Source organism: Cereibacter azotoformans (assembly GCF_021391315.1).
Taxonomy (GTDB): domain Bacteria; phylum Pseudomonadota; class Alphaproteobacteria; order Rhodobacterales; family Rhodobacteraceae; genus Cereibacter_A; species Cereibacter_A azotoformans.
This window is the reverse complement of sequence record NZ_CP090022.1, coordinates 546,104-559,040: the sequence shown is the minus strand read 5'-3', so window position 1 is coordinate 559,040 and position 12,937 is coordinate 546,104. Positions and strand designations below refer to the sequence as shown.

At 69.5% G+C, this 12,937-nt stretch carries 10 protein-coding genes; 8 read left to right on the top strand and 2 right to left on the bottom strand.

The features are described 5' to 3' along the window. The first annotated feature begins 1 nt into the window (after window position 1). The 5 genes from LV780_RS17810 (at window position 2) to LV780_RS17790 (ending at window position 6,483) form a co-directional block, all read left to right on the top strand. Complete coding sequence (locus tag LV780_RS17810) at window positions 2-730, top strand: SDR family oxidoreductase (RefSeq protein WP_108221222.1); 729 nt, start codon at window positions 2-4, stop codon at window positions 728-730. Between the two features lie 376 nt (window positions 731-1,106). Beyond that, complete coding sequence (locus tag LV780_RS17805; protein ID WP_108221223.1) at window positions 1,107-2,378, top strand: PAS domain-containing protein; 1,272 nt, start codon at window positions 1,107-1,109, stop codon at window positions 2,376-2,378. Window positions 2,379-2,449: 71 nt separating this feature from the next. Further along, the gene (locus LV780_RS17800; protein ID WP_108221224.1) at window positions 2,450-3,670 is read left to right on the top strand and encodes a glutathionylspermidine synthase family protein; all 1,221 of its coding nucleotides are present in this window, start codon (window positions 2,450-2,452) and stop codon (window positions 3,668-3,670) included. Window positions 3,671-3,686: 16 nt separating this feature from the next. Further along, on the top strand, window positions 3,687-4,265 hold the full coding sequence (locus tag LV780_RS17795) for a DUF1190 domain-containing protein (RefSeq protein WP_011910506.1): 579 nt from the start codon (window positions 3,687-3,689) through the stop codon (window positions 4,263-4,265). Between the two features lie 505 nt (window positions 4,266-4,770). After that, entirely contained in the window at window positions 4,771-6,483 is a 1,713-nt protein-coding gene (locus LV780_RS17790; RefSeq protein WP_108221225.1) for a GMC oxidoreductase, read from the top strand. 49 nt (window positions 6,484-6,532) lie between these two features. Here LV780_RS17790 and LV780_RS17785 read toward each other — a convergent pair whose 3' ends face one another. Then, on the bottom strand, window positions 6,533-7,705 hold the full coding sequence (locus LV780_RS17785; protein WP_108221226.1) for an acyltransferase family protein: 1,173 nt from the start codon (window positions 7,703-7,705) through the stop codon (window positions 6,533-6,535). Window positions 7,706-8,117: 412 nt separating this feature from the next. Between LV780_RS17785 and LV780_RS17780 the strand changes: the two genes are divergently transcribed. From LV780_RS17780 to LV780_RS17770, 3 genes are all read left to right on the top strand, one after another. Then, window positions 8,118-8,471 (top strand): hypothetical protein, encoded by a 354-nt coding sequence (locus tag LV780_RS17780; protein ID WP_180325103.1) that lies wholly within the window; start codon window positions 8,118-8,120, stop codon window positions 8,469-8,471. Between the two features lie 173 nt (window positions 8,472-8,644). Beyond that, the gene (locus LV780_RS17775; protein WP_108221228.1) at window positions 8,645-9,079 is read left to right on the top strand and encodes a c-type cytochrome; all 435 of its coding nucleotides are present in this window, start codon (window positions 8,645-8,647) and stop codon (window positions 9,077-9,079) included. Window positions 9,080-9,552: 473 nt separating this feature from the next. Beyond that, window positions 9,553-12,180: an HAD-IC family P-type ATPase gene (locus LV780_RS17770; RefSeq protein ID WP_181318504.1), complete on the top strand. Its 2,628-nt coding sequence runs from the start codon at window positions 9,553-9,555 to the stop codon at window positions 12,178-12,180. Window positions 12,181-12,222: 42 nt separating this feature from the next. On the opposite strand, the gene bluB is transcribed toward LV780_RS17770, so the two are convergent. Then, window positions 12,223-12,915 (bottom strand): 5,6-dimethylbenzimidazole synthase, encoded by a 693-nt coding sequence (gene bluB, locus LV780_RS17765; RefSeq protein ID WP_011910512.1) that lies wholly within the window; start codon window positions 12,913-12,915, stop codon window positions 12,223-12,225. Window positions 12,916-12,937: the final 22 nt, after the last annotated feature.

The window sequence follows — 12,937 nt, the reverse complement described above, 5'->3', positions numbered from 1 at the left end:
GATGAGCGGACGATTCGACGGCAAGGTGGCCGTCATCACCGGCGGCGCCTCGGGCATCGGGCTGGCCACGGTGGAGGCGCTGCTGGCCGAGGGCGCGACCGTGGTGGCGGTGGACCGCGACCGCGCGGCGCTGGAGGCGATGGGCGCGCGGCTGGGCCCGGCCTGCGTTGCGCAGGTGACCGACCTGCTCGACCCCGAAAGCTGCGACGCGATGGTGCCCGAGATCCTGGAAAAGACCGGCCGGATCGACATCCTCCATTGCAACGCCGGCAGCTACATCGGCGGCGACCTCTCCGAGACCAGCCCCGCCGCCATCGACCGGATGCTGAACCTGAACGTCAACGCGGTGATGAAGAACGTCCATGCCGTGATCCCGCACATGAGCGCGCGCGGCTCGGGCGACATTCTCGTGACCTGTTCGGTCGCGGGCAATTCGGCGATCCCGTGGGAGCCGGTCTATTCCGCCTCGAAATGGGCGATCACCTGCTTCGTCCAGACCACGCGGCGGCAGCTGCTGAAGCACGGCATCCGCGTGGGCCAGGTCTCGCCGGGGCCGGTGATCTCGGCGCTGCTGGCGGACTGGCCCGAGGAGAACCTGCGCAAGGCCAAGGAGAACGGCGCGCTGATCGAGCCCGCCGAGGTGGCCGATGCCGTCCTCTACATGCTCAGCCGGCCGCGCAACGTCACGATCCGCGACATGATCGTGCTGCCCTCGAACTTCGACATCTGACGAATGCCCCGGCCTCGCCGGCTGGCCCGGCCCTGCGGCGGCGAGCCAGATCTCGCCGCCGCCTTGCGCGGCGTTCGACCGCTGCAACCCGAGGTTCCTTGGCGCCGGAAACGCCTGCCCACCGCGCGGGCGGCCGCGACATCGCGTCCCGCGCGACATGCGGTCATGCGCGTCCGAGCCGGAAAGGAAGGGGATGCCCGACTTTCGTAGAGATTTCATGGTTAAAGGACACGACCCGCCTCCCGACCGGGCGACCGAGCCACCCGGAAGCCTTTCTTTACTTCCGTGTGACAAGGCTCCAGACAGCGTTGCCTGTGCAGTATCGGTGGCGGCGGAGGGACGGACCGGGTCGGCCGGACGCTCCAGAGGGTAGAACATGACATTTCACGGGACCGCAGATGTGGTCGCTGCCCATCCTTCAGACGTCCGGGATGGCGAGGTTCCCTTCGACTTCGGCGAGATCTTCTTTTCGCGCACCGATGACCGGGGCGTGATTCAGGCCGGCAACGCGGTTTTTCGCCGGGTCTCGGGCTACGAGGGATCGCGCCTCATCGGCGCGCCCCATCGCATCGTCCGCCATCCGCTCATGCCCAAGGCGGCCTTTCATCTCTTGTGGGAGAGACTGAAGGCCGGCCGCGCCACCGGGGTCTATGTCTGCAACCGCGCGCTGGACGGACGGGCCTACTGGGTCTTTGCCGTGGTGGTGCCCGTGGGCGAAGGTTTCCTGTCGGTGCGGATCAAGCCCGGAACCGCAATGTTCGACCGGGTGCGGGCCGTCTATGCCGAGCTTCTCGCCGCCGAGGCGCAGGGCGCCACGCCCGCCGAAGGGGCGGCCGACCTGATGCGGAGGCTGAAGGCCGCGGGCTTTCCCGGCTATGACTCGTTTCAGGCGCAGGCGCTTGCGGCCGAGCTGGCGCATCGCGCCGAAAGGGCCGGCTTCCCGGCGCCCGCGCTGGCCCCCGCCGTCAACTCCGCACGGGCGGCCGACCGCATCGCGGCCAGCATCGCGCCAGTCCGCGACATGCTGCGAAAGGCGCTGCATATCGCAATCAACCTGCGTATCGTGGCAGGACACCTCGGCAGCAACGGCCGCGCGCTCGGCGCGATCGCGGACAATTATGCCTCGCTCTCGCGGGACCTGTCCGGCTGGATCGAGCACCAGTCGGCCGCGGGGGCCTTCGCAGGCATCGCGGGCGCGGCCGGCGAGAACCTGTTCCTCAAGGCCGCCACCGGGCTGCTCGACGAGATGGCGGAAACCTTTGCCCGGGATGCCGAGGCGGGGCTCGGCGATCCCGCCGCCGAACGCGAGCGGCTCTCGGCTGCGGCCGCCATCTACCGGGGTCGTGCGCAGGAGTGCAACGAGCGCGCCGCCCGCATGGCCCTCGACCTGGAGGCGCAACTGGCCCAGATGCGCCACCGCATCAACGCGCTCGACGCGATCCGCATGCAGTGCCGCGTCGAAGGTGCGGCCACCGCCGGCGCAGGGGGTGAGCTGGATCACATCGTGGCGCAGCTCGATCGTTTCCAGGATGAGATGGGGGGGCGTCTGACAGAGATCATGTCCCACGGGCGCGACATCCAGGAGGCCGCCGCCGCAACCGATGTGCGCCTCGTGCCGCGGCCGGTCGCCCATGCCCTGAGGATCTGATCGCGCCGGACCGGCGCGGGTGGATGTTTGGGCAAGGGTGCGCTACGTCCACCGTCACCGAGGAGGCCAGGATGCTGAAAGTCGATCTACCGGAACGGCCGGGCTGGCGGGACAGGGCTGCCGAGCTGGGTTTCACCTTCGCCGACATGCACGGCGAGCCCTACTGGGACGAAAGCTCGGCCTACCAGTTCAGCCTGCGCGAAATCGAGGACGACATCGAGGAACCCGCGACCGAGCTGCATGGCCTCTGCCGCGAGGCGGTGGCCCGGATCGTGGAGAGCGACGAACTGATGGCGCGCCTTGCGATTCCCGAAGAGCACCGGGATGTCGTGGCCGAAAGCTGGCGGAGGCACGAGCCCGAGATCTACGGTCGCTTCGATCTCGCCTATGACGGCACGGGGCCCGCGAAGCTCCTGGAATACAACGCCGACACGCCCACCTCGCTTTATGAGAGCGCCTCGTTCCAGTGGATCTGGCTGGAAGAGCAGATGGCCGCGGGGGTCCTGCGCGAGACCGACGATCAGTTCAACGGCATCCACGAGGCGCTGGTCGAACGGTTCCGCACGCTCTTTGCCCCGGACACCGACCTCCATTTCGCGGCCATGGCCGGAAATCCCGAGGATTATGCCACGGTCGAGGCGATGGCCTGGGCCGCCCGCGAAGCCGGCATGGGCGCCCATTACAGCGATCTGCAACGGATCGGCCTCTCGGCCGAGGGCCAGTTCACCGATGCCGAAGACCGCGTGATCGGCACCCTCTTCAAGCTCTATCCGTGGGAGGATCTGTTCCGCGACCCCTTCGCGGCGCATCTGAAAAGCGCGGATTGCCTGATGCTCGAGCCCGCCTGGAAGGCCGTGGTCTCGAACAAGGGGCTGCTGCCGGTGCTCTGGCAGATGTTCGAGGGCCACCCGAACCTGCTGCCGGCCTTCTTCCTCGACGATGTCGAGGCGGCCGCCGCCGGCCGGCGCGTCGCGCCCGGCACGGCCGAGGCGCTGGACCGCGTGCCCGGTCTCGCAACGGAACATGTCGTCAAGCCCTTGTTCTCGCGCGAGGGGGCCTCCATTTCGATCGTTGAGGGCGGAGAGGTCACCGAGGCGTCCCCCGACACCACCTACGCGGCCCACCCCAGGATCGTGCAGGCCTACCATCCGCTGCCGGTCCTTGGGGGATTCCGCCCGGTGATCGGCGCCTGGGTGGTGGGAGAGGCCTGCTGCGGGATCGGCGTCCGCGAGGATCGCGGCCGCATCACGCAGGATCTCTCGCGCTTCAAACCGCATTACATACGCGACTGACCGAAGGATAAAAGCCATGCGCAAACGCTCGCACCGGGTCGCCCTCTGCATCGTGGGCGCGGCCGCCTTCACTCTGGCGGGCTGCCGCGAAGAGCAGGTGGACGCTCAGGCCTTCCCCGATCTCGACAGCTGCCGCGCCGCAGCCCAGACCGGCGGCACCGACTTTTCCACGGCCGACTGCGACGCGGCCTTCGCCGAGGCGCAGCAGATCCATCTGGAGTCCGCACCCCGCTACGACAGTCTCGAGGTCTGCGAGGAGCAGCACGGCGAGGGCGCCTGCGGCAGCGAACAGCAGGTCGCGGGCGGCGGCGGGATGGGCAGCATCTTCATGCCGCTCCTGGCGGGCTACCTGATCGGCAACATGCTCGGCCGCGGGATGCCGGCCGCCCAGCCGCTTTATCGCGGGTCCGACGGCCGCTTCACCAACGCCACCGGCACCACGGCCTATTCCGGCAACACCGGCCGCACCCAGCTGTCGCCGAGCCAGTTCAACCGTCCCCCGACCACGGTCGGCAAGCCCCCGATGACAAAGACCACCGTCACCTCGCGCGGCGGCTTTGGCAACAGCGCGACGGGCCGAAGCATCGGCACCTGAGGCCCGCGGCAGCCCGCTGACCAGCCCGCGCCCGACCGACCCCGCGCGGGCACCCGCGCATCGCGCAGGCCGTCGCGGCGATCCTCGCCGAGGACCGGCATCAGCCCGGCAAGGCCCTTGCGGCGTGCCCGAGGGTCTTCGCGGCTCGGCCGGTCCATTTCCCGATCGGGCCATGTTCGCGCCGGGCAGGTCTGATCCTGCGACGCCGTGGCAGGCGCCGCGCCGCCGCGAATCCCGCAGTTCGGCCACACCTTCATCCCGACGGCGCGTCCTCCGCATCCGAAAGCCGGACCCTACCATTTTCGATCCCGGATGCCACCGCGCAACCTTCCGCCAAAAGATGAAGCGCCACGGCCAACCTGCCGAAAAAAGCCGCTATCCGTCTGATCCGCCGAAGGAAAGCGGCGGCTCAACCTCCTGCATCGTGGACAGGGACAACAGAGACCGTACCCTGACAAGAGGCGGGTGGACGCCTCTCGCAGCCTTTCAGTGGTGCGGAGTTTGTATGGAAGCGGATCCGACTTTCGACGTCGCCATCGTGGGCAGCGGTCCCGCCGGTCTGGCCGTTGCCAGCCGCCTTGTCGGACGCGGCCTCTCTCTCGTTCTGATCGAGGCTGGCAACGCCGATCGCGACCGGCAGGACGAACAGGACAGCCTCTCCGCCGAGAATGAGGTGGGGCCGAAACATCCGGCTGCGCATCTCTACCGCCGGCGGATGCTGGGGGGATCCTCGACCGTCTGGGGCGGGCGCTGCATTCCGTTCGATCAGGCCGACTATCTCATCGGCGGCGGCGGGACCGGCTGGCCCATCGACCCCGCCGAGATCGAGCGCCACCAGCGGGTGGCGGCAGAGTTCCTCGACTGCGGCGAGCCGCAGTTCGACGAGGCGGCCTTCGAGACGCCCGCATGGCGGAGCCGCTCTCCGCGGATCGACCTCGACCTTGACCTGATCGAACGGTTCTCGCGCCCGACAAACCTCTGGCGCAAGATGCGCGACAGCCTGCGCGCGCGGAGCGACCTCAGGCTCCTCGCGGATCATGTCGTGGTGCGGGTGGACCTCTCGTCCGATGGCACGCGCGTCGAGGGGCTGCGGACGATCGACCGCCGCTCGGGATCCGGCGACCTTCTGCGCGCACGTCATGTGGTTCTTGCCTGCGGAGGGATCGAGACCACCCGGCTGCTCCTGGCCTCGAGGAACGTCCAGCCGCGCGGGATCGGCAACCACAGCGATCAGCTTGGCCGCCACTACATGACGCATCTCATCGGCGATGTGGGAGAGCTGGACCTTTCGCCCGCCTTCGATCAGGCGCGCATCGATTACCGTCGGACCCGGGACGGGATCTATGCCCGCAGCCTGATCCGGCTCTCGCCGGCCCTCCGCCTGAGGGAGCGCCTGCCGAATGCGGTCTGGCGCCCGGTGTCGCCGCCCTTCTGGAACCCGTCCCACCACGATCCGATCCTGTCGGCGGTTCATCTGGCCAAGGCGATCCTTCCCAAGGAGTACCACGGCCATCCCGCCGAGGCGCTCGCGCAGCGGAACGGCTGGCGCGACCCGGCCGCCCATGTCGCCAACATCCTGCGCCATCCGGGCACTCTGGCCGCCTATGTGCCGGTGATCATGGCAAAGCGCATTCTCGCCCGGCGCAAGCTGCCCTCGGTGTTCCTGCTTCGCCCGGACCGTCACTACCGTCTGGAGATCAATGCCGAGCAGCTCCCGGATCCGTCCTCGCGCATCACGCTGGGCGACAGCCGAGACCGCTGGGGCATGCCGCGGATCCGCCTCGACTGGCAGGTGAACGGTGCAACCCTCGAAGGCGTGCAACAGAGCCTCGCCCACCTCGCCGGGCTGATGCCGAAACACGGGGTTGGCCGCCTTCTCATGCAGCCCGACCAGGTCGCCGAGGGGCTGGTCTCGCAGGGCGGTCACCACATCGGCACAACGCGGATGGGCAAGTCCCCGGAGAGGGGCGTGGTGGACAGCGATTGCACCGTCTTCGGCGTGCCGAACCTCCATGTTGCGGGGGCATCGGTCTTCCCGACTTCGGGGGCGGTGAACCCGACGCTGCTGCTGACCTGCCTGGCCTTCCGCCTCGCCGATCATCTGCTTGCCCGACTTGCGCCCGCACCCGTCCTTGCGCTTGCCACCTCCGAACCCGCCCCGCCGCGTCCGCTCGCCGAGCTGCCCCCGGTCGCGGCCGCTGTGCAGGCCATACCCTGAGGGGAGGAGGCCGACCGCCAGACCGAGGCACGGCGGGGCCCCGTGTCCATCATTGCTGCCGGCGCCAGAACAGGGCCTGAGGCGCATCCCCGGAGGCAAGCGACCTGCGAAGGTCGGTGAGGCGACGCAGCAGCGGCTCATCCACGGCGAGGGTGAACAGCAGGGCGAGGAGCAGGACGCCGCCGAAGTAGGCGGGGGCGATCAGCGCCTCGGATATGCCATTGAGATGCGCCCATGCCACCACCGTATAGAGCGGCGGCACATGCAGGAGGTAAAGGCCAAAGGAAATGCGCCCGAAGAGGACCGGCACGCGGGCCGCGAAGATCCGGGCCAGCGCCGGCAGCGTCAGCACCCCGTAAAGCAGAAGACCCGCCGCCAGCACCGGGACAAGGCCCCTCGGGCGGCCGACATGCCACTGTTCGGGCACCTCGGGCAGATCGAGCCGCAGGTGAGCCCCCTCACCGGGCGATCCGAGCAGCACCGCGGCGACCAGCGCCACGATCGGCACCACGGGCGGTACCGGCAGCAGGGCCCCGCGCCGGTGCGCCTCGTAAAAGGCGGCGCCGAGGACGAAGGCCAGGTAGGAATCCGGCAGCCAGGCAACGATCGCGAGCCCCGAGGCCGCCAGCGCAAAGAGCCGGATCCTGCCTTGCGCCACGAAATAGAGCAGGAAGATCCCGAGCGAGCCGAGAAGCTCGATCTGCATCGTCCAGAGCACGTTGTTGAACCGTGAATAGCCACGGACGAAGGTCGCGGCCAGCCCGTCGGCCGCGGCATACCAGGCGTGCCTGATCGGCTCCTGATAGGTGAAGTTCAGCCAGCGCGACGGCTCGGCGAGCGTCTGCTGCAAGGCGCGCGCGCTGTCGGGAAAGGCCGAGAGCCACACCCAGGCGAGCAGGCAGCTGGCCGTCACCGGCAGGGCAAGGCGCAGGTAGCGCGTCACCACATTCGAAATCAGCGCGCCGCGGCGCCGATCCGCCGCGGCCGCCATGACGAAGCCCGAGAGGACAAAGAACACCGCCACCGCGAAGCGCCCGTTCCAGAGCATGTGAAGCGGCGTGTCGGCCAGCCCCGTGAGGCTCGAGCCCATGGATGGGGCCAGGTGCGGATGCATGAGGCAGAGATAGTGATAGAGCACCACGATGGCGGCGGCGACGCCGCGAAGGCCGTCGAACGCCTCGATCCGGGTCGTCGGCAATGGCGTTACGGCCATGGAAGCCATGGAAAACGCTCCAGTCGGTCTGAGGGTGGATCACGAGCTCATCAGGCAGCCACGCGCCTGGAACGGAAACTCGCTCTAGGGTATGGGTCGCGGGGGGACTGTCCACCCCTCCTCCGGCCCGTGCGAGATGCTGACGCCGGGTAACGACCATTCTGCGCCCATGCGGCCGCAAGGTGCGGGCAACTGTCCGCCCAACACGCGCCGCTCGACGGATTGTGAGGAACTCTCGCGCCCCGCCGTCGCTGTGGCGCCGACGCAGAAGGCCCTCTGAAAGCCCCTGCAGGCCCGCGAAAGGTGAGACTCCTCAAGCCCGTCAAGGGCCAGTGAGGGCGCCGGCCGTTTTCCCCCCCGGCGGCACCGCCGCCGCGCGGACGCCCTTCCGCCGGACGAGCGGGCACTATAGGCTGGCGAAATGATCCGGGTTCTGATCCTGCGGCTCTTGTGCCTCGCGCTTGTCGCGGTCGCCCTTGTGGCGGGTCCGGTCGCGCACGATGCCGGCGCAGGGCGCATGACGGCGAATGCGGCGATGGACCATGCGAAGACGGATCCCGCACCCTGCTGCCCGGTCGCCGGACATCACGATGGGAAGGATGGGCGCGTCTGTGCGGTCTCCTGCGCCGTCGCGCCTTCGGTGCTGCCCGATCCGGTGCTCATGCCCCTGCGGCTCGGGCTCGCCGTGCGGCAGCTGCCGGACTGGAGCCCACTTCCGGCGAGCCGCCACCCGCCGCCCGAGGATCGCCCGCCGAGACGTCATCCCGCCGCCTGAGCCGGCCGGCCCCGCGCCGGCCCTGTCCGACATCCGCCTCGCGCGGAACCTCAGGGATGAGACATGACCTTCCTCCTCTTGCGCCGCCTTCCTGCGGCAAGCTTCCTGCCCCCGCTCTCCATCAGGCTGGCTGAGGGTGCGGCCCGCACCCCGCCCGCATCGGAGGTGCCGCAATGAAATGGCTCGTTCTGGCCGCGGGCCTCGTGGCCATCGCCGCCGCCCTCTGGCATCTCCTGCCGGACCGGACCCCGACCGCGGCCGACCCGGACACCCTCGCCCTCGGCCGACAGGTCTATGCCAACGAATGCGCCGCCTGCCACGGGGCCAATCTCGAAGGCCAGCCGGACTGGCGCGAGCGGCTGCCGAACGGGCGCCTGCCCGCTCCGCCGCACGATGCCTCGGGCCACACCTGGCATCACCCGGATGAACAGCTTCTGGCGATCATCCGCGAGGGCACGGCAGCCATCGTCGGCAACGGCTATGAAAGCGACATGCCGGGCTTTGGCGACAGCCTCACCGAGGTCGAGATCCGCGCCGTGCTCGACTACATCAAGAGCACCTGGCCCCAGCGCGAGGCCGACTACCAGCGGCAGATCTCGGGCAGCTGAGCGCATCCGAAGCGGAGAGCCGGGCGACCGGCTCCCGCCCCATCCGGCACTCAAGCAGCCCCTCCGGCAGATCGGCGGCCAGTTGCAGCCGCTCGGCCGCGCCCTGCGTCGGCCGGCGCAGCACCAGCGGCCGCCCCTCCAGCTCCAGACCATGCCGCCGCAACGCTTCGCAGCGCAGAGGTGGACGAAGCCCCCGCACGGGCCGCGAACCGGCGGGCCGGACTTGATCCATCTCAGAGGGATGGGCGCCAAACCTGTCCATACTGCGCATGCAACATCCGATGGCGGGCCTTCGAACGCGGCCGTGTCCGCCCGAGCCGTCGCGTCGCGACGGTCGCGCCTGCACGGAGAGACCCGCATTCCGGACAAAGGAGCAGGATCATGGATGAGCTGAGAGGAACGGGCTTTCGCCCCCTCGTGACGGGCATGCACCCCATGCGCATCGCAGGTGGGCGCGCGCTGTGAGATCCGCCGTGTCTCTCGAGAACCCGCACAGCCGCCCCGCCGAAGACTGCCTCGCCAGCCTCGATGCCTGCCCCCGCGGCCTCACCTCGCAGGAGGCGGCGCGCCGGCTTGATCTGCACGGGCCGAACCGCCTGCCCGAGGCGCGGCCGCGGGGCCCGGTCATGCGTTTCCTCGCGCAGTTCCACAATGTGCTGATCTATGTGCTGATCGTCGCCGCCGTGGTTACGGGAGTGCTGGAGCATTGGGTGGACATGGGAGTCATCCTTGCCGTGGTTCTGGCCAACGCGGTGATCGGCTTCATCCAGGAGGGACGCGCCGAGGCGGCGATGGCCGCGATCCGCGGCATGCTCGCTCCTCATGCGACCGTCCTGCGGGACGGGGTGCGGCAGACGGTCGATGGCGCGGCGCTCGTGCCGGGCGACATCGTGCTGCTCGAGGCGGGCGACAAGGTTCCCGCCGACCTGAGGCTTCTCGGGGCGCACGGGCTGGCCGCGCAGGAAGCGATCCTGACGGGAGAATCCGTCCCCGTCGCCAAGGAGACAGGGCCCGTTGCACCGGAGGCCGCACTGGGCGACAGGCGCTCGATGCTCTGGTCGGGAACGCTGGTCACCAGTGGCACCGCGACCGGGCTGGTGGTCGCCACCGGCCGCGCGACCGAGATCGGCCGGATCGGCAAGCTGCTCGCGGGGGTCGAGACGCTGACCACCCCGCTCGTGGCGCAGATGGACCATTTCGCGCGCTGGCTGTCGTTCCTGATCCTGATCGCGGCGGCCTTGCTGCTGTTTTACGGGTATTTCGTCGGGCACCGCGACTTCGGCGAGATGTTCATGGTCGTGGTCGGCGTGGCGGTCGCCGCGATTCCCGAAGGCCTGCCGGCGGTCATGACGATCACGCTGGCCGTGGGCGTGCAGGCGATGGCGCGGCGCAACGCCATCGTCCGCCGCCTGCCCGCGATCGAGGCCATCGGGTCGGTCTCGGTGATCTGCACCGACAAGACAGGAACGCTCACCCGAAACGAGATGGTGGTCGCCGCCGCCGAAACACCCGAAGGCGCCTTTGCCATTTCCGGCGAGGGATATGCGCCCGAGGGCCGCATCACGCCCGAGGGGGACCTCGCCCGCCTCGCCCGCGCGGCGCGGCTGTGCAATGACGCGGCCCTCGCGCTCCGCGACGGGATGTGGCTTGTCGAGGGCGATCCGATGGAAGGCGCCCTCCTCGCCTTTGCCCGCAAGGCCGCGGACGCCGCGCCGGGCGCCGTGCGGCACGACGTCATCCCCTTCGACTCGCGGCACCGCTTCATGGCCGTGCTGACCGAAGAGGACGGCGCCCGCCTGATCCATGTGAAGGGCGCGCCCGAGCGTGTTCTGCGCATGTGCAAGGGCATCGCGCTCGACCATTGGCACGCGCGCGCCGAGGCGATGGCGCATCAGGGTCTGCGGGTCCTGGCCCTCGCCGAGCGGCCGGCGACGGGGGATGCGATCGACCCCCGCGACCTCGAGGGCGGGCTGGAGTTCCTGGGCCTCGTGGGGCTGATCGACCCGCCGCGCCCCGAGGCGATCGCCGCCGTGTCCGACTGTCTTGCGGCCGGGATCCGGGTCAAGATGATCACGGGGGACCACGCCGGCACCGCCGCGGCCATCGCAGCCCGGATCGGGCTGGCCAACCCCTCGCGGGTGCTGACGGGCGCCGATCTCGACCGGCTCGACGAGGCGCAACTGGCGCTCGAGGTGGTGAGCGTGGATGTCTTTGCCCGCACCAGCCCCGAGCACAAGCTGCGCCTCGTGACCGCGCTGCAGGCCTCGGGCCTGTCGGTCGCCATGACGGGCGACGGGGTCAACGACGCGCCCGCCCTCAAGCGCGCCGACGCGGGCATCGCGATGGGCCGGAAGGGCTCGGAGGCGGCCAAGGAAGCCGCCGATCTCGTGCTGGCCGACGACAACTTCGCCTCGATCGCCGCGGCCGTGCGGGAAGGCCGCACGGTCTATGACAATCTCAGGAAGGTGATCAGCTGGACCCTTCCCACCAACGCCGGCGAGTCGCTCGTGGTGGTCCTGGCGGTTCTGGCCGGCCTCTCCCTGCCGGTGACGGCGGTCCAGATCCTCTGGATCAACCTGATCACCGCGGTCACTCTGGGGCTTGCGCTGGCCTTCGAGCCCACCGAGGCCGGGACGATGTCCCGCCCGCCCCGGCGGCGCGACATGCCGATCCTGACGAGCGGTCTGGTCTGGCATGTGGTGCTGGTGGCTTTCCTGTTCCTCGCGGCGGTGTTCGGCATCTTCAGCTATGCCATCGACCGCGGCTATCCGCTCGCCCTGGCGCAGACGATGGCGATGAACACGCTCGTGGTGCTCGAGATCTTCCATCTCTTCTTCATCCGCAACATCCACGGCACCTCGCTGACATGGGCGGCGGTGCGGGGGACCCGCGTGGTCTGGATCGTCGTCGTGGCGGTGACGGCGGCGCAGCTTGCCGTCACCTACCTGCCGTTCCTGCAGCGCATTCTGGGCACCGAGGCGGTTCCGATCGCCGATGGGCTTCTGATCATCGCCATGGGCGCGGTGTTCTTCGCCCTGATCGAGATCGAGAAGCAGATCCGGCTCGGCCTCACCCGGAGCGACAGCCGCAGGACCGCGTGACGCCTCACGGCCGCCGGCCGAGGGATCGGCCGGCGGTGTCCCTCAGAGCGCGCGGTCGGCCTGCCAGCCTTCCTCCATCAGCAGATCGTCCAGCGGCAGCCGCTGGCGCCAGCCCTTCAGCGCAAGCTCGGGCGCGGCATAGAAGCGATCCACATGACCCACGCAGAGATAGGCCACGATCTTCACCGCCTCGGGGATGCCGAGGATGGAGCGAAGCTCTTCCTCGCGGTAGATGCTGACCCAGCCGACCCCCAGCCCCTCGGCCCGCGCCGCCAGCCAAAGGTTCTGGACGGCGCAGACCGTGGAATAGAGGTCCATCTCGGGATTGTGGGTGCGCCCGAGCACCACCTCTCCGCAGCGGTTGCGGTCGCAGGTCACGCAGATGTTCAGCGGCGCCTTGAGGATCCCCTCGAGCTTGAGCGAGCGGTAGGTGTCGCGCTTCTCCTCCGGGAACAGCTCGGCGGCCTCGTCATTGGCGCGGCGGAAGGCGGCGTGCACCTCGGCGCGACGGGCGGCGTCGCGGATCAGGATGAAGTTCCAGGGCTGCATGAAGCCGACCGAGGGCGCGAGATGCGCCGCCTCGAGCACGCGCCGGAGCGCCGCCGGATCGACCGGATCGGGCAGGAACTCGTCCCGGACGTCGCGGCGCTCGGCGATGATGTCGTGGAGGGCCTGGCGTTCCGCCTCGGTGAAGCGGCGGGCAGGAAGGGGTTGCGGAAGGGGTGAAGCCGACATGGATCGGATCCTCTGGTCATGA